The sequence below is a fragment of the Algoriphagus sp. genome (genome assembly GCF_039969895.1).
Lineage (GTDB): Bacteria > Bacteroidota > Bacteroidia > Cytophagales > Cyclobacteriaceae > Algoriphagus.
Genome location: NZ_JBDVMZ010000007.1, coordinates 107,224 through 130,078, shown reverse-complemented (window position 1 = coordinate 130,078; position 22,855 = coordinate 107,224). Strand labels below are relative to the sequence as shown.

The window sequence follows — 22,855 nt, the reverse complement described above, 5'->3', positions numbered from 1 at the left end:
AAATCCTGAGTTTCCTTATTTGGCTAGTTGGTTGGTGGTGGGTTATCATCCATTGAAAGGTTTAGGTAGTGGTCTTGCATTTCCCGATGGATCAATCCTTTTTTGGCAAACTCAGTGATGTAACCTTCCGCAGTTTTGTCGGCAACATTCAATGCCTTGGCAACTTCCAAGTATTTTTGACGGTTGAAGTTTTTCGGTAAAGCTTCCAAAAACTTCTGCTTTCGGTTTTTACGAGAAGGGGGCTTTTCATCTTCCGGCAACTCATTGAATATTTTGCTTGAATGCTTCACCAATACTTTCACCATGCTGATAGCGGCTTGAAAATCTCTTTCTTCACAAATGACCTGCGCACTGGTATCGCCAGTCTCCAGGATACGGAGAGCTGAAAAAATCATACTTATACGAAAGGCAATCAAACCCATCCTACGTACTGTAGCAATGTAATCCAAGCCCTGTAGTGCAATGTATTGCTCTTGTATATGCGCAAAGAATTGATTGAATTGGGCTTTCTGTTCTGCTGTCAAACAAAATTCTATTTCACTACCAGATTTAAGTATCTTGAATAGTTCATAAAAGCGAGCGCCCAAGGCATCAAAGTAGTCATCTAAGCCGTTTTCGGTAGCATCTGCGAACACATCTTTCCAGTTGGTCCTTACATTCATAAAGTAGAAGATGAAACGGCTGAATAGGCCGTTTTCAGCATTTGGAATCAAAGCAGAAATCTGTTTTGGTGTTCCTGAAAGCACTGCCGAAAGGCAGGGGCTTTCTATATCCACCATTTCACGGTCGGTTCTTCGATAATAGGAGATGGTTTCATGGTGAAAAGCTTTGCGGAAGCCTTCACTATAATTGCCGTAATCACTCTTGAATGCTTGTGAAAGTGTATCACCTTCTGTTTCAAAGATCAGTCCTTTTCCATCACTATCATTCAACAGTTGATAAGCACCAGTAGAGCTGTTATTGGCAGGAATAAAGAGCATTTTTTCGGGTGGTTTACCGGGTTTTTCAACACCTTCTTCTTTACCTTTTTTGGCGTTGTATTCTGCTAATTCCAATTCATATTGCTGCTTTAGCATTTTGGCTTGTTCCCGCAGTTCTTTATGTATTGGTTGTACCAATTGCCTACAAAGTACCATGCGGCCTTTCCCTGCAGATGCTTGTGCTGTGACAAATAGAAATAGATTAGCGAAAACTTTTCTACCGTCATACTTTCCAAAGAATTTTGGCAAACATGCACTGATTGCCACCAAGGAGCCTAAAAGCAATAAATCTCTTTCTTCTTTTGAAGTGGCTACTTCTGTAACTTGTTGCAGAAGTTCAGGAAGCTCAGGAAATATAGTATCAGGAAGGTTTGGAAGTGTTTGTGGAGGTTCTTCTTTTTTTACCTTTTCCTTACTGATTGGTATTCCTGCTTGCTTGGCATGGTAAAAGAAGGTCTTTAGGGAAATTCCCTGACCTTTTGCCTTGAGGCAGTTGTCAAACTGCCTATCACAATCATTGGCTGAATAGTCTGCATAGAATCTGCTGATTCTATGGAAATAGTCACGCCCTGATTCGCCAAATTCGTCAGCAAAGGCAAACCCGATATTGCGCCAATCGCTGTAAGCGGTGGCTATATCAATCTGGTTGGCTTCAATTTGCTGAATGATCTGCTCAACATCTGAAAGATTTGGTTGAGGTGTATTTTCTTTTGGCTCTGTATTTATTTGTTGCTGGCTTGGATTTTCTATCCATTCCTGCGGATTAAATGTTTTCCGTTCCATTACTTACAAGTATTTGGGATTAATGAAAATGTGCGGATCATGAGGTAGAAAACATGCTCTGGAAATGTCTTTACCCGATTGATCTACTTCCAACTGATAAGTTTGCTGGATGTAGTTCGCTACCGCTTTGAAATAGTCTTGATGACCTGCTTTAGTCAGGTCAATAGGAATTACCCATTTGAGCCCATCACCCGAAGGAGATACGAATAGTAGCTCCGTTTCAAAGTATTGATCTTTGAGTAATTCAGACTTCAAACTTGTGATGTCATGCACATGGTCAAAGTCGATGGTAAGTAGCCCTGAATGCTTCCTAAGGTTCTTGTCATTCCGTTTGGAGAACGTGCCTGAGAAAGTCACATAATCGAATTGTAAGGCTTTATACTTCCTTGCTTCTTTTACATCCTGAATTTTGCGAAGTGCATTTGTGCAGCTTTCAAATTCATCTCCTTTTATCATGACATAAGCGTCCACCAAATCAATCTCTTTTGTTGGGTTGATATTGGTTACTGGCTTCTTGAAGTAGCTAAAGACTGGAGGTTTTGGCTTTATCGGTTCTGGCACAACCACTTGTGGTTGTTGCTCAGTATGTTCGTAAAATCCATTCTTCTGACCAATTCTCAGGTGTAGTACTTCATTTAGCTTTTCATTGAGATCCTGCCCGGACAGGCCGAAATGCAATGATGCAAAATCAAAGACATTACCTGCTTTAATGGCTTCTTCTGTATCGGTGTGCGTAGCACAACCGTCAACCACTTTTCCTATGAATGTGCTTTTGTCAGCATTGAAAGGGTTCTTCGCAGGTTTGCAGTCCCTTCCCGAAAGGGAAAGGACTGTTTCACCAGGATAGTACTGCCGCAACACGTAGGCGTAGATATTCAAGCCGTAGTGTGTTTTGTGTAATATGGTTTCTCTACTTACTTCCATGACCGACAGATTTTGAAGGTTGGTAGTTGGAATCCAGCATCATTTCAATGTCAGACACCTTGTAGTAGAATTTGCCATTGATTCGGCTGTAAGGCAACACTCCATTATCCCGCAGGGATTGGAGCGTTCTCTTGCTGATATGCAGCGTTTGCATCACATCCTGCCCATCATTCCACTCTTCTTTAAAACTCTCTAAGCGTGTTTTATGGTAGTGCTGCAGGTATGCTTTTATGGTCTTAATCTCCTGTGAGAGTGACAGGATTAGTTCAATAATCTCTGTCATAGCTTTACTCTCCCTTTTTTGATTAAGTAATCCGCTACTTGCTGTTCTACTTCTTCAGCAGACATTGAGCGGTTGCGCAGCAACCAGTTCTCTAACTCTGTTCTTTTGAAGTAGAGCTTTTTGCCGTTTGGCTTGTAGTGCGGGACATTACCCGCACTTGTCAGTTTATAGAGGTGTGATTGAGACAGCTCTAAATACTGGCATGCTTCATTGAAGTTTAATACTTCCTTACTGTAAATCCCCTGGCTCTCAATTAGGCGTTGGAGATTTTCGAGACGTTTTAATATTTCGTCCATGTTCTTATCATTTAAGAATTTAGAAATGGACTCTAGCGCTAAAGTCATCCTTGATTGTCAAGGACATAGCAAATGTCAGAAGAGGTGTCTGGAAGTATTGAAAATGGAAATTTCAGCCCGTTCAACAGGCTGAAATACAGGTGCTTTTGAAAAAGAGTGGAAATTTGAAATGGTAAATTGACGGAAAATTACCGCAATTTAACCGAGGGGTAATTTGGTCAACCAGTACTGAGAATCGATGAATTCGGCTAATTGATCCGGGTTTTGTCGGTAGGTTCTGAACTGCTTGTCAAGATTTGCTTGGTAGCGGTGGTCAAGGAACTTCCGAATATCAACATCTTTTATTTGCTTGGTTGGTTGGAAGGTGCGCTGCTGGAAATAGCCTTTTTTGATCAACTGGTGGTAAATGGCAGCCATTTCGTTTTTCATGCCATGCTTGTCAACAAACTTGTAGTTCTCATCAATGTACCCGTTTTGAAAAAGTGACTCTTCGAAGCTGGCAAAACGAGTAGGACTTTTTATGATGGCGTCATAAGAAAGAATGCCTTTACTCGTATCTCTAAAGTCATTGGTAAGTGCCTTAAAAGGTTTAGGTGTTTGCGGTATTGCTTTCGGGTTGGAAGGACTTGCTATTTGTATTGGTACTGCTTCTTCAATGTGAGAAGGACTAGGGGCGGTATGATTAAAGTAAGTCAGATAAATATCGTCTTCCGTAAGCGGTTCTTCTTTAAGCTGCTCCGGATAACATTCTTGAACTTCCATGAATAAACGCACAAGTTGGTGCTTGAGATAGAAAAGAATGAAAGCTCCATCACTGTCAGTGTTATTACTTTTCAAGGTACCAAACTGCGGGTGGTATTGTTCGGTGGAGTAGTTCTGCTCTTGAATAACCTTTGCTAGGTCTCGAAGTTTTTCATTGAGCGTTCTGGTTAATGCCATGTGAATATGGTATTTCTTTGCATTGACATTGATACTTTCGCCTACATTTTTGTGAATGAAGTTTAGATATTCTATAGCCGCTGAATCTATCAATGCCTGGAAATACTTTCGCTTGTTGCTAAGAGCCTTCGGAAAGGATATTTCAAACTGTGGCTGTGACTTGTAAAAAACCTTTGGAAGGTCGTTTAAATCTTGCTTGAACTTCAGTTCTGAAACTCCCGACAATAACCACGGGCGAAGATCGAGAAACAGAATACGGTTGTATATTTCTAAAGATGCGCTCATAAGTCCAGTTTGATTTTGTTGGCAGCTTCTTTCTTCTTGTCGTCAATGATTTTCGCATAGACTTGGGTAGTTTTCAATTCCCTATGGCCTAAGAGCTTTGAAACTGTGTAAATGTCTGTTCCTGCTGTAAGCTGCAAGGTAGCATAGGTATGCCTGGCGCAATGAAAGGTAATGGTTTTGGATATTCCTGCCTTCATCATCCATTGTTGCAATTTCAAGTTGTGCCATGCTGAGTATTTCAATCCTTTAAAGACCCGCTCGTCTTTATCTTGGCGTTCGCCAAGCAAGCCAACGGCTTGTTCTGAGATTGGGAGTGTTTCTGCTCCTTTGGTTTTCTTCTGTCTAAATCGGATGTAGTAACCCCGATCATTTGAATGTTGCACTTCGGACCATAGGAGTTTATTTATGTCTGACCAGCGTAGTCCTGTAAGGCAAGAAAATATGAATGCCGTTTTCAATTGGGTGTTTTCACATTCGGTATTCGCAGCTGCTTGCAGTTCTTCCAGTGTCAAAAATTCTCTTTCCGGTTCTCCTTGCTTGAATGCTTCTGCACCTTCGGCAGGATTATGCGGAATGATACCATCCTTTACGGCTTGCTTCAAGGCAGCCCGAAACTTGTTGAAATAGGAGTACTTTGAATTTTGAGATAGTTTCTGAACTCCATGGGCTATGGCCTTTTTGTCCAGGTATTCTTTGAAGTCCTGTACGAGCTCTCTATTCACAAATTCAAAAGAAATGTCTTGTGGCATGAACTTCTTGAAATGCTTGATCATGCTATCCCAATTCCCGTAATTTCCTGCGCTGTCCTTGCGTTTATTGGCTAATAGTTGCAGGTAGGCAGTGAAACTGCCTTTTAGTTTTTCATTGTCACGAAAACCGTAAGTGCCGTTTTGAATTTCAATTTGCCTTTGCGCTCGGATGGTTTCAGCCAATTGCTGGGTCTTCTTATTGATTTCCTTTTGCTCCTTAGTTTTCGGGTTAGGCTCTAGATAGAGATTTAGGTATTCTGTTTTCCTTTTGCCCTTGTTGTAGTAATCAAGGTAAAGGCTGGTCTTTCCGCCCTGGTTCCTTTGTCTGAGTGTTACTTTCATGCCTGAAACAGTTTATCGATTTCGGTTCTCCTTATTATGGTTCGTCTACCAAGTTTGGCCGCTTTGATTGTACCGGACTTGATTTGACGGTAGATAGTCATGCGACTTGCTCCAAGTAGCTTGCAGGTTTCTTCGATGCTTAGAAAGTCTTTGCTTCCTAACTGATCTTCTTGGAACTCTAAACGCTGATGGGAGACAGGAGCCACTTCTTGTAGCTTAGCATCCCGCTTGCGCTTCTTATAATTTCGGGATGCACATTTATGGCTACAGAATTGGGTAACCGTAGTCTTTGCGATGAATGACTCACCACAGTGCTGACAGATCTTCGGTATCTCAATGTTGCTGCTCACGTGTTTCCTTTTGTGGGCTTGTTTCTGTCACTGGATGTATCTGATTGTATCAGTATGTATCCTGATGTAACATCATCTCGCCATTGCTCAAAAAATCTCTTGCTACCAACAAACTTGTTTCTAGTAACAACTGATTAGCAACAAATATACGGAAAAAAAGGGATAATTAGCAACAAACAAAGGAAGGAAAACAGCCTAAATGATAGAAAAAGAAGGGTTTAGCGTATGAAAGGAAAGTAACTTACTTTCCGATGCAAAAATTCCTAAAGATATTCTCCAACAGATCATCTGTCGTGATTTCCCCAGTGATCTCTCCAAGGAAATGAAGTGAGCGACGGATGTCCATGGCCACAAAGTCGTTGGTGACTTCATTGTCCAGACCGGAAAGAATATCCAATAATGACTCACGGGTTTTGACCAAGGAATCGTAATGACGCACGTTGGTTACTACTGTATTTCCTGTTCTGAATTTATCCAGGTTCACCAGTACTAGAATTCTGGATTTGAGTTCTTCCAGATTTTCTTTTTTCCCGGCGGATATAAATATTGTGTCTGGATGTTTTTCTTTTAATTCACTTATTAGCTGTGTATTACCCTTATCTACCTTATTCGCAACTTTCAGGAAAGGGACACCTTGATTTTCCAGTTTATTGACATCCCGATTGATTTCCACCAAGTCTGTATCTCCCAAATCGAAAAGGTACAAAATCATGGAAGCGGACTTCATTTTCTCCTGAGTTCGGCTTACACCTATTGCCTCAATGGTATCGGTTGTTTCCCGTAGTCCAGCGGTATCGATAAAGCGGAAAATTATTCCTCCGATATTGATTTCGTCCTCGATAAAATCTCGCGTAGTTCCAGCAATCTCAGAAACAATCGCTTTTTCCTCATTGAGCAGAGCATTGAGTAGGGTGGACTTTCCGGCATTTGGCTTTCCTGCGATTACGGTAGGCACGCCATTTTTAATCACATTCCCCAGATCAAAACTCAAAATCAATTCCTCTACTACCCGGAGTAAGCGCTCGACTAGGGCTCGTAATTCTTCCCGACTTGCAAACTCCACGTCTTCCTCCCCAAAATCCAATTCCAATTCTATCATTGAAGCGAAATGAATCAAACGAGATCTAAGCTCTTGGATTTCAGAGCTGAATCCACCCCGCATTTGGCTGAGCGCTGCCTGATGGGAAGTTTCCGAATCTGCGTGAATCAGATCAGCTACGGCCTCAGCTTGCGCTAGATCGAACTGCCCGTTGAGGAAGGCACGCTGAGTGAATTCTCCGGGCTTTGCCGGTCTTGCGCCTTTGCGGATGAAAAGCTTGAGAACTTGATTGATGATGTATGAGGATCCATGTGTGGAAATTTCCACCACGTTTTCCTTGGTAAATGATTTTGGGGCAATAAATAGCGACACCAGCACTTCATCGATGATTTTCTCCCCATCGCGAATGGTCCCGAAGTGTATGGTGTGAGATTCTTGTTTTAATAGATCTTTCCCGAAAAACACATCATTAGTCAATTGAATGGCGTCTTTACCAGAAAGGCGAATCACTGCTATAGCGCCAACTCCCTGAGGTGTGGCTAGGGCAATGATCGTATCGTTTTGATCAGCAAGGGAATAACTCATTTGGCACCGAATCCTTTATCTACTATTTCTGTCAGTCCTTGCAAAAACGGCATTGGCTCTCTATAGCCTGGCATTTGAGTAATATTCATCAGGGAAGGGTCAATGATCACAAAATTTGGATAGGACTGCACGCGCATGGCTCCGGCCATTTGTGCTTCGGTGTATTTCTTTCCCTTGAAGTCAAAAGTGCGCTTATTGTCTTCAGCATTCATTTTGACTGCGTAGAAGGTATCGTTTATGTACTTGATCACTGCGGGGTCAGTGAAAGTTTCCTTATCCATTTTCTTGCACCAGCCACACCAATCTGTATAAACATCCACCAATAGCATTTTTGGGTTAGCTTCCGTTGCAGCCACAGCCTCCTCAAATTTCAGCCACTTTATCTCATCTTGTGCTTGCGCAAAATTGCCAGCAAATAGTAGTAGGCCTATGATTACAAATTTCTTCATGTATAAACTATGTGGTTTTAAGCAATTATGCTAGTATCCTTATTTTCATTAATTATCAGGCTGGAAGATCGATTACAGATGACCGAAGTACCGTCATTTTAAGATTTTGCCAACGCTTATATTGCTTTGTTCATTTTACTGGTTGAAAAGCGGAGAGTCATAATTATGGGTGAAGACTTTTAACATTTAATATCCTGCATTTAGAATTGCAAAGTGCTATAAGTAAATGAAGAAATTATAAACTATACTAGTGACCTGACCGCAGCCTGCCTCGACAGGCGGTTCTTACGTCTCCCGTCTTCGATCTCCCGTCTTTTTCTCAATTCTCCAACGGCTTCACTGAAGTGGAAGTTCCGAACAGTGAATTTGGCTTGATACTCTTGAACAAAGCACTTCCCAAAAATACCAGTCCGCCCACTGTCACCATCATCCCAGCTATAGAACTATCTACCAAATATGCCATATAATAACCTGTGATCGAAATAAAAACCCCTAAACCACAGGTGAGTTTTATCAAGGATGATAATTTCTTAGTCCAAAGAAATGCCGTGGCAGGAGGGACTACTAAAAGTGCTACTACCAAGATAGCACCGACAGCTTCGAAGCTACTTACGGTGGTATAGGAGACCATACTCATAAGGGCAAGGTTAATCGCCCCTGCTGGAAGTCCAATCACCAAGCCAAAGCTTTCATCGAAGCTAGTTAAGGTTAACTCTTTATATAATAAGAAGATAAATCCGCTTACTAAAACCAGATTTAACACAGCCAAATACGTGATTCTTGGTCCCATACTAAAGCCTGCTTTAGTGATCCAAAGGTCAATTGGCAAGTATGCAATCTCACCATACAAGACACATTCCTGATCCAGATCTACTTTGTAAGCTAGCATATTGATCAGAATAATTCCTATGGCAAAAAGAAGCGTGAAGGTAATTCCTATAGATGCATCAAGCTGAACTTTAGCTTTATTTTTCAGCCAGTTGATAATCAAAGTGGCAATAATCCCTAGAATCCCTGCTCCAATAATAACTTCCAACCCGCGCTGACTGCCTGAGACAAAGAAACCAATCACAATTCCCGGAAGGACGGCATGTGAGATGGCATCGCCAGTCATAGACATTTTGCGTAGCATCATAAAAACACCCAGCAAACCGCAGGAAATAGAGATAATCGATGCGGTGATAATGATCAGAAATGCGTTTTGGTCAAAGCTCATCGTTGTCGCGGGGGATAGTCTCCTGGTGAGGATCGAGTTTAGGATAATTTAGCCTGTTCTCTAGCATAGCTTCGAGTTCAGGAGTTAAGATATGTTCAAGTTTTTCGGCTGAATCATGTACGTGATCAGGAGCAATATTCATGTACTCGTTAAGGTAAAGTTCCCAAAGTCTATGAAGCCTTACTATTCGTTTGGCTTCAGATTTACCATTGGTAGTAAACTCTATAAATCCCTGATTTATAGTAATTAGTCCTGACTTAGTTAATTCATTTATCGTCTGTGATGTTTCTCGCTTTTTATAAGGAAAAGACTGATAGATTTCGTCTATAGGGAAGGAGTGGAGCCCTTTTTCTGTACCATGGAAAATTGCCTTCAATAAGTGATCTTGGTGCGTTTTTTTCAAATAATATCTCCTTGCGATGTATCGTGACAGCACTCCTTTTTTGGGAGCAAAAAGAAATGAGATAAAAGCAAACAGAGATAAGAAAACTACCACCCATGGCCCCGTGGGCATCTGTGGAATGATAAAGGAAATGTATGTTCCTAAGATTCCAGACACGGCAGAAAATACCCCCGCGATGAATAGAAGTTTGTCAAGTTTATCGGTCCAGAATCTCGCAGCGGCGCCAGGGGCAATCAGTAATGCTGCCATCAACACTACCCCGATGGCCTGAATTCCGATCACCACTGCCAAAATCATCAGCACATTAAAAATCAGTCGAATTGCACCCATGGGGTATCCGATAGACTTTCCAAAGTCAGCGTTAAAGACTAGCATGGAGAATTCCTTTCGGAAAACTGAGAGTGTGATGATGATCAAAACAGCCAGACCTCCATAGATATACAAGTCTTCCTCGAGAATAGCGATGGCGTTTCCGAAGATAAACTGGTTTAAACCTGCCATTTCGGGATTTCCGGATTTCTGAATTACCGTAAGAAGTACTACTCCAAATCCAAAGAATATGGATAGGATGGAGGCAATAATTGAATCGTCGCTTAGCCTAGTGTTACTTTTCAACCAGGAAGTAAGAAATGTGGCGAGCGCTCCAGATAGAAAAGCACCAGTTACGATATAGAGTGGGTTCTTTTCCCCCGCCAACATAAATCCCAAACAAATGCCTGGAAGTACCGCATGTGAAATTGCATCTCCTAGCAAAGCTTTTTTGTCCAAGAAACTATAGGTTCCCACATAAGCTGAGCCTATACCCAAGAGCGTAATCCCGATTACAACAAAGGCAATCGAAGCATCTTGAAACGTAAAGAAATAGACAAAATCGCTCATCAGCTTTTCAGTGGATTAAAATCTTTTTGTCGGATGATATCTGTGACTTTAGTGAGTAGGTTGAGTTTTCCACCGTACGTTTTGCGGAGCAACTCTTCTGTCACCACTTCAGTTTTTGGTCCTGAGGCCACCAGGTGAAGGTTTAGCATAATGATCCAATCAAAGTAATTCATAGCAGAATGAATGTCATGATGCACAACGATCACAGTCTTACCTGCCGCAGTCATTTCTTGAAGCAATTGGAAAATCGCAGTTTCCGTCGCCATATCTACTCCTGCAAATGGCTCATCCATCAGATACAAATCTGCTTCTTGGGCCAAAGCTCTGGCTATGAAAACGCGTTGCTGCTGGCCTCCGGAAAGTTCAGATATTTGACGAGTCACAAAAGACTGCATGCCGACTTTCTCTAGGCATTCCATCGCTATGTTCTTTTCCTTTTTGCCAGGTCTTTTGAAAAGTCCTAACTTTCCATAAGTACCCATCATCACTACATCCAGCACGGAAGCGGGAAAATTCCAATCTACAGATTCTCGCTGGGGTACGTAGCTGATACGGTTTCTTACCTCGTTTAACTCGCGGTCAAAAATCTTCACATACCCTCCAGTTATAGGCACCAAACCCATAACAGCCTTAATTAGGGTAGATTTCCCTGCGCCATTTGGCCCAAGAATTCCTATAAGTTTCCCTGGAGGAAGGCTCAAATCAACATTCCAAAGAACTGGGCTTTGATCGTAACTAACGGTGAGGTCGTGTATTTCTAATATCGGAGATTCTACCTGTTTGATCATTTTGTTAGGCTTTCAAAAATTGTTTGAACATTAGTTTTTACCATTCCTATATAAGTTCCGGCAGAAGAATCTGGAGCACCCAAGCTATCTGTGTAAAGCGGTCCAGCTAGATTGATGTGGTGATTCTGATTTTCACATCCTGCGACCACGGCCTGTATTGCTTTGGGGGAAATCGTTTGCTCGGCAAAAACCGCATGGATATTTCTTTCTACAATGAAATTCACTAATCCAGTCAAATCCCTCAATCCCGGCTCGCTCAAAGTTGACAAGCCTTGAAGTCCCAGCACTTCCAAATCGTAGGCTTTACCGAAATAGGAGAAGGCATCATGTGCAGTGATCAAGGCTTGATTCGCTTTGCGTAATTCAGCCACCTTTTTGAGATTGTCTTGATGTAATGCTGCCAATTCATTGAGGTAGGCATTGGTGTTTTTGTACACAGAAGATTCCCATGCGGGTTGCCAGTTTATTAGCTCATCTGAAGCTCTCTTCATAGCCATTGCCCAAAGAGACACGTCAAACCAGATATGCGGATCTACGGAGTGAGCTTCAGGCCCGGATCTTAAGAGTAGCTCATTTGGGATGTCTTCTGATACGTTGATCAAGTTTTGACTGAAGGCTAGTTTTTCAAAAATTTCAGTCATTTTACCTTCGAGGAAAAGGCCATGATAAATCACCAAGTCCGCATTCTGTAGCAAATCCAGATCTCGTACAGAGGCCTTATATAAATGTGGGTCAACACCAGCTGGCATCAAAGAAACTACCTCAGCTTTGTCGCCAACCAAGTTTCGAATACCATCCGCAAGTATGCTCGTTGTCGCTACGATTAAAGGTTTTTCACGCTCTTGAGGATTGTCAAATTTGCAGGCAAAAGTGAGCAGTAAAATGGGCAATAAAATGAACAGTTTTTTCATGACTGAATGGCCAAAATATTTGCTGCAACATCCTTTGACATAAAGAGCGTTTTTTTCTGATCCACTAGGATTTCCATGGACCCATCAAATTCTACTTTGTCCAAAATTTTGATCCTAGCTCCGATGTATGCGCCGACTTTATCGAGGTATTTTAGGAAGGCTGCCGAGCTGTCTTTCACTGCTACAATTTGACCAGCTTGATTGACCTCCATTTCGTTCAGTGCTACTCTAGGTCTTGCTCTTACATCGCCGAATTCGTCGGGAATCGGATCGCCGTGTGGATCGAATTTGGGGTAGTTCAAAAACTCATCTAAACGTTGAATCAATAGGGGTGATTGAATGTGCTCAAGCTCCTCAGCTACCTCGTGAACTTCATCCCATGAAAACTGCAATTTGTCCACCAAAAACACTTCCCAAAGTCTGTGCTTCCGGATAGTTTGCAGCGCTCTCTTTTTACCGTCTTCGGTAATATTTACACCGTAATATTTTCGGTATTCTATCACCTCCTTATCACCTAGTTTCCTCAGCATATCTGACACCGAGGCAGGCTTAGTTTTCATCTCTGCGGCCACGTCATTCGTGGACACACTCTTCGTTCCTCCGTCCGATAGGTGGTAGATCGCTTTAAGGTAGTTCTCTTCTGCTGTGGTTAGTGTCATAATGGTACAAATAATCCAAGAGCAAATATAAAAATTTATTTAGATATAGCTAAAAATATATTCAATACAGACTAAAACGCCTGTGGATAACCTATTTTCAAATGTGTTTAGAGTTTTAGTCTGGGCTAAAAATAAGATTAGATAATGTTGAATATAGACTTAAATTATTGATTTATAGAGTTTTATGAATTACACAAGCCTTAGTGAAACCTGCTTAAAGTCAAAACTAGCCAGTTTCCATACTAGGAAAATGAGTGTAGAAAATAGCGCGTAGGTGGATAAGTGTGGATAGTAATCCACATCCTTTGTATGGGTTATAGGGAGTTGATAGCTGAGATGAACTCAGCTTCCTGAGATTTCCAGAGTATGGAGTCTGTAGGACTTTGGGAGAAAAATTCCTGCTTGAGTGCGGAATTAAATTGCTTGCAAGCTTGATCAGTGTCGAAAAAATCTATTGGAAATCCTCCTGAAAATGGAGCTAAATAATCTAGCCATATAGGATTGCCAGCGATCAAAACTGGAACTCCAAGAGCCGCGGCCTCGAAAAGTTTCGTGGGCATTTTATTGGAAATAGCCTCTCTATTTTGATAGGGTAAAATAGCGAAATCAACCTTCGAATAAGCAGCTAGAATCTCTTCGTGTGGGACGGGAAAGGTGCAAGATTTCAGCTCTATTTTTGGGCAATTTTCACAAGCATTTTTAAGCGCAATCTTATAAGAATCTAGGGTGCAGTGCCCTATAATTTGGAGCCTGGATTTCGGGAATTCTTTAAGAATTTCCTTAAACCAAGTCATTGCTTCGAGTGTTCCAAAGGCGGGAGTAAGCGTGCCGGAAATCAAAAAATTGTACCCCTGTTTTTTTTCAAAACGGATTGGATTGACCCGCTTGATTTCTCCTGAGAATTTATTTTCTAAAACCAAAAATGGAGACTTTTCTGGCATTTCTTCCACATAGCATTTCTCTGCTAGCAAGAATAAATCGACTTCTTTTACCTTTTCCATTTGCCTTATAATTTGGCTTAATTTGGATTTTTTGGAAGGACTCAAAGTCGGGTTTAGATCCAGATTTTTGACGTAATTTTCCTGTACATCATACACCAGTTTGTAGCCTAAAATGCTTTTGAAAAATGAGGCTAAAGGGAGATATTCATAGGTACAGCAAAGGAGGAGTTTAGGACGAACTTTTAATAAGACCTTCAGAAATCTGACTTGTGAGGAGATTCTTTCCCAAGGTGAGGGATGTACAGAAAGTGAAGCGTAATATCTTTCACCTTCGCAATTTTCGAGGGGAATTCGTGAAAATCCCATAAAACTTAAGTCGAACTGACCGGTTTCTCGCAATGAAAGGCCTAGCTTTCCCCAAGCTCTTGTATCTTTGGCCGGCTTCAGACTTGAAGCTATCAAGACGGGTATTAAGGTAGCTGATTTTTCACTCATCAAACGAAACTAACCAAAATAATGGAACTGAAAACCATCATTGAACAAGCCTGGGAAAACCGGGAGCTATTAAAAGAAGAAACAACACAACAAGCAATTAGAGCTGTCATTGCCGATCTGGATGCAGGTGCGCTACGTGTAGCTGAGCCTATTGCAGATGGAGAATGGAAAGTGAACGACTGGGTGAAGAAAGCTGTGATTTTATATTTTCCAATTCAGAAAATGGAAACGATCGAAGTGGGGCCTTTTGAATTTCACGATAAAATGGCTCTTAAAACTAACTACGCTGAAAAAGGTGTTAGAGTAGTTCCTCATGCAGTGGCTCGATACGGGGCATATTTGGCTTCAGGAGTAGTAATGATGCCAAGTTATGTTAATATAGGCGCCTATGTAGAGGGTGGCACGATGGTTGACACTTGGGCTACTGTCGGATCCTGTGCGCAGATCGGCAAAAATGTTCATTTAAGTGGTGGAGTAGGGATTGGAGGAGTATTGGAGCCTATTCAGGCAGCACCTGTAATTATCGAAGATGGTGCATTTATCGGTTCTAGAGCTATCATCGTAGAGGGTGTCCGTATCGGCAAAGAAGCCGTAATCGGCGCTGGAGTTACGTTGACAGCTAGTTCCAAAATTATCGATGTGACTGGTCCTGAGCCAGTGGAATACAAAGGTTTCGTGCCTGAGCGTTCCGTAGTTATACCAGGTTCTATTTCCAAAAATTTCAATGCGGGCACTTTCCAAGTTCCTTGTGCTTTGATCATCGGTCAAAGAAAAGCCTCCACAGATCTCAAAACTTCACTTAATGATGCGCTCAGAGATAATAGTGTAGCAGTCTAAACCAACTAAAATGAAAACGAGTACACAAGCGATATTAGCTTTATTTATATCAATCTCACTTTGGTCTTGTTCAGAAAAGAAGACAAGTTCAGGAGACGCCTTGTTCAATCAGGGAGAATATGCTAAAGCAGTAAATGAGTATTCTGAAGAGCTGAAGTTCAACCCTTCGGATGTTCGAATGCTTTATAATAGAGGCAGGGCGTATGAGGAACAAGGGAATTTCGAAGAGGCAAAGGCTGATTTTGAAAAAGCTTTAGAAGCGGATCCTACTAATTTTCAAGTGCTGCTAAGTCTCGCTAATGTTCATTACAATCAGAAAAACTATACCAATGCATTGTTGTATTCTGATCAGGCTGCCGAAATCTCTGGAGCTCCTGCGATGGCTTCGTTTATGAAAGCCAGAGCTTTGCATCAACTGGGCAAACCTGATGAAGCTTTGAAAGCGTATGGGAATGCAATATCTGTTGATAAGGAGTTTGGACAGGCATATTATAATAGAGGCTTGCTGAAGATAGCGATGAAAAATGTGGGAGATTCCTGCGAAGATTTTCAATTGGCTAGAGCTTTGGAATATCCTGGAGCTGAAGAAGCTTACACTAAATATTGCAAATAAAATCAAACCGGCTTAGGCCGGTTTTTTTATGTTTTATTTTTTGACCTGCAGGTGGTAGTTGTCTTGCCTCCCCAGTACCAGCACTGAAAATCTAAATCTCGGGAAATACAGTAGATAGAGTGAGTGAAAAGAAGAACTAGACATAAAGAAAATCGCTTGTTAAGCTAGCTCAACAAGCGATTTTAAAATATTGATAAGCCTATTTACCTTTCAAATATTAGGATAAAATGGCCAAAAAAGCTCCAAGTTATTTCGCTGAAATCTGGATACTAAGACTGAATACTTAGACTTTCCTTTGCCAATTCTTCATTCTCATCCTCTGATCCTGCTTTAATAAAAGCTTCGATAGCTGAATTTCTCTCTTGACCTTTGTTCAGCAAAACGCCTAAAGCGATCATTACCCCAATGCGAGTGCCCACTTTTTTGGTAGCAGTCTGAAACAACGGTTCCAATTCTTCATAGCTTACTTCTTCAGCCAACTTGGCTATGTCGGCTCTTGCTGCAGCTAATTTATCTCCAGAAAGGTTAGTGTATTTTTTTGCTATTTTCTGAATTTCATTTAAGGCAGAGCGCTGGCCTTGGGACTGCCCACCGCCTTGATTTTGCTTTGCTTTAGGCTGATTAGTTTGCGGAGTTGGAGCAGGATTTTGCTTTGCCCAAGAATCACGCAACCCAACAGTTTTATTGAAAACCAGGTTGTCTGTCGTGGAGTCCTTATCTAGCGTAAAGTATCCCAAGCGTTGAAATTGGAACTTGTCGCTCATACTCGCATTCTTTAGAAAAGGCTCCAGATAGGCCTCTTTGATCACTCTTAGAGAATTCGGGTTGATGAATTCCATAAAATTTTTGTCCTCGTGACTGTCAGGAGCTTCGTCCAAGAAAAGTCTATCATACTCACGGACTTCGGCTTTGATAGCGTGCTGTATAGAAACCCAGTGTAGTGTTCCTTTCACCTTTCGGGTACTTGCTTCCGTGCCACTTCCAGATTTAGAATCAAAGTCTGCAGTGCAATGTATTTCCAGGATATTTCCCGCTGCATCTTTTACTACAGATTCACCTTTTATGATGTAAGCGCTTTTCAGCCGAACTTCATTTCCTAGAGTCAATCGGAAGAAGTTGTTCCCAGCGTTTTCTTTGAAATCTTCCTGCTCTATATACAATTCACCAGAAAACGGAAGCTCATGAGTTCCCGAAGTTGGATCTTCCGGGTTATTTTCAGCTTCCAAAATTTCAGTTTTCCCCGCAGGGTAATTTGTAATCACCAATTTCACTGGATCCAATACCGCCATAACGCGGGTGGCAGTTTTGTTAAGGTCCTCACGTATGCAGTATTCCAATAAGGAGACGTCTGTGACCGAATCTCGCTTCGAAATCCCAGAAAGATCAGAAAATTTGCGGATAGATTCCGGCGTGTAGCCTCGTCTTCTCAATCCTGAAATCGTGGGCATTCGGGGATCATCCCATCCGGATACAGTTTTTCCTTCAACTAATTCCAGCAATTTCCGCTTACTCATCACCGTGTAGCTAAGATTTCTACGAGCAAATTCTCTTTGCTTAGGCCTCAGTTTGGCAGGATCATAGATTTGGTCTAGAAACCAATCGTACAATTCCCGATGCATTTTGAACTCAAGGGTACAAAGGGAATGGGAAATTTGCTCTATATAATCTGACTCCCCGTGTGTCCAATCGTACATAGGATAGATGCACCAATCGGTTCCGGTTCGGTGATGTGCACGCTTCACGATTCTATATAATATGGGGTCGCGCATCAGCATATTAGGTGATGCCATGTCAATTTTAGCGCGAAGCACATAGCTTCCCTGCTCAAATTCCCCAGCTTTCATTCGGGCAAATAACTCGAGATTTTCTTCAACAGTAGTGTTACGATAAGGCCCAGCTACACCAGGGGTAGTTGGCGTTCCTTTTTGCGCAGCCATCATCTCAGCAGACTGACCGTCCACATAGGCTTTGCCTTCTTTGATTAATTGGATAGCCCAATCATATAGCTGCTGAAAGTAATCAGAAGAATAACACTCTGTAGCCCATTCGAAACCTAGCCATTGAATATCATTTTTGATAGCATCTACGTATTCCTGCTCTTCTTTGGCAGGATTAGTGTCGTCAAAGCGAAGATTCACCGGGGCATTATGCTTTTCTCCCAAACCAAAATTTAGGCAAATGGAAGCTGCATGACCAATATGAAGGTAGCCATTTGGCTCTGGAGGAAAACGAAATCGAAGCTGGTCCTTAGGAAAGCCAGCGGCTAGATCGTCTTCAATAAGTTGTTCTAGGAAATTGAGTGATTCTTTTTCTTCTGTCATGGGTGAAAATTGAAACCCAAAATTAAGTCAAATAGGGGTATTTACAACTTTACAGGCAAATTGCTTGAGAAGCGAAAGGTTTGATTGTTGGTTTCCTTCCTTCAAATAAACCATTCCTTTTAAATGATAGTTAAAACAAGAATCACGTAGGCTACACCACTTATCGCATGATGATTATCGGTAGTCTGTACAGAATCCAAAACCCCCTTACTCATCCAATCAAAAGACCGTTGACCGATAGGCCTTAATTCATAAATCAACCAAATCCAACTATGCTTTTGTCCTTGACTGTACGCAATGCGGATATAGATATGTTAAAATTCATTCTTTCGCTGGATTGAAGCACTTTGCAATCCTACATAACTTAATTAAACCCGATTCAAATGGAATATACAAGCACCAACCCTTATAATGGAAATATCATCGCCAAACACCATGGACATACCGATGAAGAAATCAAATCTGCCTTAGAAGCATCCCAAGCGGCATATCGGTCCTGGCGTAAAGTGGCCATACCTGAGCGTGCCAAATTGATGCGTAGGGCCGGGGAAGTGTTGCGAGAAAATGCTGCCACTTACGCGGAAATGATTACTCAGGAAATGGGAAAACCAATCTCCGAATCAAAAAGCGAGGTAATTAAGTGTGCCTTGGCGTGTGATTATTATGCGGAGCATACAGAAGAATTTTTGAGAGATGAAGTTATTAAAACAGACGCCAGCACCAGCTTTGTCAAACATGAGCCAATAGGAACCATTCTAGCCGTCATGCCATGGAATTTTCCTTTTTGGCAGGTCTTTAGATTTGCTGCTCCGACGTTAATGGCTGGAAATGTGGGTATTTTAAAGCATGCTTCGAACGTGATCGGCTGCGCAAAATTAATTGAGGAGGTGTTTTCCAAGGCTGGATTTCCCTCTGGAGTTTTTCAAAATCTAATCTTCAATCATGAACAGACGGAAGACATCATAGCCCATGATGTAATCAAAGCCGTAACGCTCACAGGTAGTGAAGGTGCCGGCGCAGCCATCGCAGCATTGGCGGGAAAATACCTCAAGAAATCCTTAATGGAGCTGGGTGGTAGCAATGCGTTCATCATCTGGAAAGACGCAGATCTGGATCAAGTGGTTGAAACAGCCGTCAATGCGCGAATGATGAACAGCGGTCAAAGCTGTATTGCTGCTAAACGATTTATTATAGTGGAAGATATTTATGAAGAGTTTGTGTCGAAATTCACTGAAGCAGTAAAAAAACTGAAATCCGGTGATCCCATGTCCGAAGAGACACAGATCGGTACGTTGGCGAGAGAGGATTTAGCTGATGAATTACAAAATCAAGTAAAAAAGTCTATTGAAGCTGGCGCAAAGCTGCTTTTGGGCGGAAATCAAGATAAAAGCTACCATGAGCCTACTATTTTAGGAAATGTGATGCCTGGAATGCCAGCTTTTGACGAGGAAACTTTTGGTCCTCTGGCAGCCATGATCCGTGCAAAGGATGAGCAGGACGCCTACCGTCTTTCGGAATTGTCAAAATATGGGCTTGGAGTGACGGTCTGCACCAGGGATGTTAAAAAAGCACTTAGCATGTCAGATCAAGTTTCTGATGGAGCTTACTTCATCAATGAATTGGTGAAGTCTGATCCTAGATTACCCTTTGGAGGAACGAAACGCTCAGGATATGGACGTGAATTAGCGAAAGATGGGATGATGGAATTTATCAATCGCAAGACGGTATATGTGAAGTAAGGAAATAGAGTTTAGAATTCCTGTAGTAAAATTGAGCTACATTTCAGAAAAAAAAAGGCTTTCATTTCTGAAAGCCTTTGTGTAGCGAGAGGGAGATTTGAACTCCCGACCTCAGGGTTATGAATCCTGCGCTCTAACCAACTGAGCTACCTCGCCAAATACTATTATTTTTCAATGATTTTTTTCAGGTATTGATTTTTGAAATTAATGCCTATATTAAAGCACATTCAAACACCAAAACTACTAGTTGAAAATCGTTTATTTTCTGACTGGAATACCTCCCTTTTGAATGGGAATGCAAATATGAGGTCTTGTATTGTGAAAAACAAGCTGACGTTCTTTAAAAAAGTAATTTTTTATACCCTGTAAAATTGAAAATTATGGTTAAAAATAAGTTTGTTGCTGATTATCAAATCAATGCATCCAAAAAAATAGTTTTCCACTATTTAAGCACTGCGAGTGGATTAGAGGAGTGGTTTGCTGATGAAGTAAAAATAAACGAAGATAAAAACTATATCTTTAATTTTGACAGTGAAGACCATTATGCTCGACTTGCTTCCCAGCGAAGTAATTCTCATGTGAAATTTGAATTCTATGACCCCAAAAATCCAGATGAATCGGATCATGCTTACATAGAGTTCAAATTAGAAGAAAATGATCTTACCCAGACCCTGTTCTTAAAAGTGATTGATTATTCAGATAGCTATGAGGATGACGAGCTCGTAGCAATATGGGAAGGGCTGATCGGTAGATTGAAAGATATTATTGGTGGGTAATCTCAATTGATTTTAGCAATTTTGAACTTCGACTCTGAGGCATCGTATGTGCCATCAGAGCAGTTTGAATAATGAAGAAACTAGATAAACTTATACTTGGGTCTTTTTTGGGCCCATTTTTATTAACTTTTATTGTCGTGGATTTCATCCTGTTGACGGTCAACATGCTGAAATACTTCGATGAGATTTTTGGAAAAGGTCTGAGCTTTTGGATCTATGCAGAGCTGATTGGGTATTTTGTGATCAGTATTTCACCTATGGCATTGCCTTTGGCAGTTTTGCTTTCGAGTTTGATGACATTTGGGAACTTGGGAGAGCATTTCGAATTGACAGCTATCAAAAGTTCCGGAATTTCCTTGCTTCGAGCTTTACGTCCCATAGGTGTTTTTGTGGTCATTCTCTCTTTTGCGGCCTATTTGTCTAATAATTACCTGGTGCCCAAGGTTAATCTGAAGACTTTTAGTTTACTCTATGATATCCGGATGAAATCTCCGGCGCTGGAAATCAAGGCGGGCGTATTTTATAATGGCATTCCTGGCTATAGTATCAAGGTCAATGAGAAAATAGGGGAGTATGGATTGAAGAATATTCTGATTTACAATCATGCTAATGGACAGTCTGGTAATTTGGATGTAACGCTGGCTGATTCAGGAAGATTGGAGCCATTTTTCAATGAAAACTACATGAAGCTTTCTCTCTATCATGGTAAAAAATATAGAGAGGAGAGGCAGACAAGAGGAATCGCTGAGAAACCCGTAGAATTTACAAGAACCTCTTTTGATGCAAATGAGGTAGTGTTTGATCTGAATAATACATTCAAACTGAATAGAACTGCAGAAGAAGCTTGGTCGACAAATAGATCTATTAAAAATATATCTGAGATAAAAGTGGGTCTAGATTCTATTGGAACTTTGGTGAACGATCAACGCTATTACAACTTTAGAGAGGCAGAAAGTGTGTACCCATTTTTTACTAGAGAAAGAAAATTAAAACCTTCTCCAGATATAATGGAACGAAAGATGGCGGATGATTCCACCAGAAGTCGTAAAAAAAGACTTGAAAAAGCACTCTCAGATTCTCTAGAGCTAGCTAGGACAATGACCCAAACAGCACCCTCTTCTACCATTGTAGAAGGTCCCGAATCGAATAGAGTTGTCTTTACTGATGATTCTATTAGTTTGGATAGAAATGCAGTAGTTGCGTCCAGCAAAATTTCTCCAAGCGACTCTTTATTTGAGTTACCAAAAAAGGCTGATAATAAAGAAAGTTTAACCGATGTTCTAGATTCAATAAATAATGCCTTGGCGAAAGCAAAGCCACGTACAGCAGCACTTACAGACCTTGAACGCTCGAAAATCGATTCCATGGCAAGCAGCAGAAGGTATTACCAAAGTGCGGTGACTATGGCCCTGAATAATTCTCGGAGTCTGAAAAATCAATTTAATGTGAAAAATACTATGATCGAAAACTTGGAGAGAGATTATAGGAGATTCGAAATTGCTTGGTATCAGAAATATACCCAGGCATTTGCCTGTTTTGCGATGTTTTTAATAGGAGCACCGCTTGGAGCAATCATTAAAAAGGGAGGGTTGGGAATGCCTGTTCTGATTTCAATTATTTTCTTCATCGTCTTTTACATGCTTACCATGACAGGAGAGAAGTGGGCTAAGGAAGGCCTTGTGGATCCTTTGTTTGGCACTTTCTTCTCCAATCTCTGCCTACTTCCATTCGGTTTATTCTTTGTGAAGCAGGCCAGAAAAGATGCCAGATTATTTGAGCCTGACTTTTATGTCAATGCTTGGAATGGCCTTCAGAAACGTTATAAACTTCTTCAAGCAAAAAAGAAATAGGTTTTCGTTTTTTCAAATTAAACCTTACCTTTGTGGTTGTTTTACAAAATTTAGCTAAACATGTATTTATCCTCAGAGATTAAAGAAGAGTTATTTAAGAATCATGGACGGTTAAAATCTGCTACTGACACAGGATCACCTGAGTCTCAGATTGCCCTCTTTACACACAGAATCAAGCATTTGACTGAGCACTTGAAGTCAAATAAGAAGGATCACTCCTCAAGACTTGGTTTGTTGAAGCTAGTAGGTAAGAGAAGAAGCCTATTAGATTACCTTCATAAGAAAGAGATCGAGCGATACAGATCAATCATCGCCGAACTAGGAATCAGAAAATAACCAAACTAGTAAGGTTCTCTTGAGTGAGAACCTTACTTTTTTATTTTTAAGGTTATCCGAGGACTTTTACTACTAACGACGCAAACT

At 41.2% G+C, this 22,855-nt stretch carries 22 protein-coding genes and 1 tRNA gene; 6 read left to right on the top strand and 17 right to left on the bottom strand.

All coding sequences use genetic code 11. From position 1 onward, the window contains the following. Window positions 1–23 precede the first annotated feature (23 nt). The 15 genes from ABJH64_RS04095 to ABJH64_RS04025 form a co-directional block, all read right to left on the bottom strand. Window positions 24–1,763: a DUF3987 domain-containing protein gene (locus tag ABJH64_RS04095; RefSeq protein WP_348274626.1), complete on the bottom strand. Its 1,740-nt coding sequence runs from the start codon at window positions 1,761–1,763 to the stop codon at window positions 24–26. Window positions 1,764–1,766: 3 nt separating this feature from the next. Continuing rightward, window positions 1,767–2,687, bottom strand: coding sequence for a BT4734/BF3469 family protein (locus ABJH64_RS04090; RefSeq protein ID WP_348274625.1), 921 nt, complete (start codon window positions 2,685–2,687; stop codon window positions 1,767–1,769). Next, complete coding sequence (locus tag ABJH64_RS04085; protein ID WP_348274624.1) at window positions 2,674–2,970, bottom strand: helix-turn-helix domain-containing protein; 297 nt, start codon at window positions 2,968–2,970, stop codon at window positions 2,674–2,676. The genes ABJH64_RS04090 and ABJH64_RS04085 overlap by 14 nt, the downstream gene beginning before the upstream one ends. Further along, window positions 2,967–3,266, bottom strand: a complete 300-nt coding sequence (locus ABJH64_RS04080) for a helix-turn-helix domain-containing protein (RefSeq protein WP_348274623.1) — start codon at window positions 3,264–3,266, stop codon at window positions 2,967–2,969. The genes ABJH64_RS04085 and ABJH64_RS04080 overlap by 4 nt, the downstream gene beginning before the upstream one ends. A 198-nt stretch (window positions 3,267–3,464) precedes the next feature. Continuing rightward, window positions 3,465–4,490: a DUF6617 family protein gene (locus ABJH64_RS04075; protein ID WP_348274622.1), complete on the bottom strand. Its 1,026-nt coding sequence runs from the start codon at window positions 4,488–4,490 to the stop codon at window positions 3,465–3,467. After that, entirely contained in the window at window positions 4,487–5,581 is a 1,095-nt protein-coding gene (locus ABJH64_RS04070) for a site-specific integrase (protein WP_348274621.1), read from the bottom strand. The genes ABJH64_RS04075 and ABJH64_RS04070 overlap by 4 nt, the downstream gene beginning before the upstream one ends. Then, the gene (locus tag ABJH64_RS04065; RefSeq protein WP_348274620.1) at window positions 5,578–5,931 is read right to left on the bottom strand and encodes a helix-turn-helix domain-containing protein; all 354 of its coding nucleotides are present in this window, start codon (window positions 5,929–5,931) and stop codon (window positions 5,578–5,580) included. Before ABJH64_RS04065 ends, ABJH64_RS04070 begins: the two co-directional genes overlap by 4 nt. A gap of 241 nt (window positions 5,932–6,172) precedes the next feature. Next, a complete protein-coding gene (mnmE, locus tag ABJH64_RS04060; RefSeq protein WP_348274619.1) occupies window positions 6,173–7,555 on the bottom strand; it encodes a tRNA uridine-5-carboxymethylaminomethyl(34) synthesis GTPase MnmE in 1,383 nt (460 codons plus the stop codon). Next, a complete protein-coding gene (locus ABJH64_RS04055; protein ID WP_348274618.1) occupies window positions 7,552–8,004 on the bottom strand; it encodes a thioredoxin fold domain-containing protein in 453 nt (150 codons plus the stop codon). Before ABJH64_RS04055 ends, mnmE begins: the two co-directional genes overlap by 4 nt. 319 nt (window positions 8,005–8,323) lie before the next feature. Next, entirely contained in the window at window positions 8,324–9,220 is an 897-nt protein-coding gene (locus tag ABJH64_RS04050; protein ID WP_348274617.1) for a metal ABC transporter permease, read from the bottom strand. Then, window positions 9,210–10,502 (bottom strand): iron chelate uptake ABC transporter family permease subunit, encoded by a 1,293-nt coding sequence (locus ABJH64_RS04045; protein ID WP_348274616.1) that lies wholly within the window; start codon window positions 10,500–10,502, stop codon window positions 9,210–9,212. Before ABJH64_RS04045 ends, ABJH64_RS04050 begins: the two co-directional genes overlap by 11 nt. After that, window positions 10,502–11,290, bottom strand: coding sequence for a metal ABC transporter ATP-binding protein (locus ABJH64_RS04040; RefSeq protein ID WP_348274615.1), 789 nt, complete (start codon window positions 11,288–11,290; stop codon window positions 10,502–10,504). The genes ABJH64_RS04045 and ABJH64_RS04040 overlap by 1 nt, the downstream gene beginning before the upstream one ends. Further along, window positions 11,287–12,201, bottom strand: coding sequence for a zinc ABC transporter substrate-binding protein (locus ABJH64_RS04035; RefSeq protein ID WP_348274614.1), 915 nt, complete (start codon window positions 12,199–12,201; stop codon window positions 11,287–11,289). The genes ABJH64_RS04040 and ABJH64_RS04035 overlap by 4 nt, the downstream gene beginning before the upstream one ends. Next, the gene (locus tag ABJH64_RS04030) at window positions 12,198–12,863 is read right to left on the bottom strand and encodes a metal-dependent transcriptional regulator (RefSeq protein ID WP_348274631.1); all 666 of its coding nucleotides are present in this window, start codon (window positions 12,861–12,863) and stop codon (window positions 12,198–12,200) included. Before ABJH64_RS04030 ends, ABJH64_RS04035 begins: the two co-directional genes overlap by 4 nt. A 311-nt stretch (window positions 12,864–13,174) precedes the next feature. Next, complete coding sequence (locus tag ABJH64_RS04025) at window positions 13,175–14,296, bottom strand: glycosyltransferase (protein WP_348274613.1); 1,122 nt, start codon at window positions 14,294–14,296, stop codon at window positions 13,175–13,177. A gap of 21 nt (window positions 14,297–14,317) precedes the next feature. Between ABJH64_RS04025 and ABJH64_RS04020 the strand changes: the two genes are divergently transcribed. Continuing rightward, on the top strand, window positions 14,318–15,133 hold the full coding sequence (locus tag ABJH64_RS04020; protein ID WP_348274612.1) for a 2,3,4,5-tetrahydropyridine-2,6-dicarboxylate N-succinyltransferase: 816 nt from the start codon (window positions 14,318–14,320) through the stop codon (window positions 15,131–15,133). A 10-nt stretch (window positions 15,134–15,143) separates the two neighbouring features. Continuing rightward, the gene (locus ABJH64_RS04015) at window positions 15,144–15,746 is read left to right on the top strand and encodes a tetratricopeptide repeat protein (RefSeq protein ID WP_348274611.1); all 603 of its coding nucleotides are present in this window, start codon (window positions 15,144–15,146) and stop codon (window positions 15,744–15,746) included. Between the two features lie 269 nt (window positions 15,747–16,015). Here ABJH64_RS04015 and ABJH64_RS04010 read toward each other — a convergent pair whose 3' ends face one another. Further along, window positions 16,016–18,067, bottom strand: a complete 2,052-nt coding sequence (locus tag ABJH64_RS04010; RefSeq protein WP_348274610.1) for a glutamine--tRNA ligase/YqeY domain fusion protein — start codon at window positions 18,065–18,067, stop codon at window positions 16,016–16,018. Window positions 18,068–18,450: 383 nt separating this feature from the next. Here ABJH64_RS04010 and ABJH64_RS04005 point away from each other — a divergent pair, with 383 nt between their 5' ends. Next, window positions 18,451–19,806 (top strand): NAD-dependent succinate-semialdehyde dehydrogenase, encoded by a 1,356-nt coding sequence (locus ABJH64_RS04005; RefSeq protein ID WP_348274609.1) that lies wholly within the window; start codon window positions 18,451–18,453, stop codon window positions 19,804–19,806. A gap of 82 nt (window positions 19,807–19,888) precedes the next feature. Here ABJH64_RS04005 and ABJH64_RS04000 read toward each other — a convergent pair. Next, a tRNA-Met gene (locus tag ABJH64_RS04000) sits at window positions 19,889–19,962 on the bottom strand. Window positions 19,963–20,186: 224 nt separating this feature from the next. On the opposite strand from ABJH64_RS04000, the gene ABJH64_RS03995 reads away from it, so the two are divergent. The 3 genes from ABJH64_RS03995 to rpsO all read left to right on the top strand — a co-directional run bounded on the left by ABJH64_RS03995 (window position 20,187) and on the right by rpsO (window position 22,768). Further along, window positions 20,187–20,582: an START-like domain-containing protein gene (locus tag ABJH64_RS03995; RefSeq protein ID WP_348274608.1), complete on the top strand. Its 396-nt coding sequence runs from the start codon at window positions 20,187–20,189 to the stop codon at window positions 20,580–20,582. A gap of 71 nt (window positions 20,583–20,653) precedes the next feature. Then, window positions 20,654–22,432, top strand: coding sequence for an LptF/LptG family permease (locus ABJH64_RS03990; RefSeq protein WP_348274607.1), 1,779 nt, complete (start codon window positions 20,654–20,656; stop codon window positions 22,430–22,432). A gap of 60 nt (window positions 22,433–22,492) precedes the next feature. Further along, window positions 22,493–22,768: a 30S ribosomal protein S15 gene (rpsO, locus tag ABJH64_RS03985; protein ID WP_057936311.1), complete on the top strand. Its 276-nt coding sequence runs from the start codon at window positions 22,493–22,495 to the stop codon at window positions 22,766–22,768. Window positions 22,769–22,855: the final 87 nt, after the last annotated feature.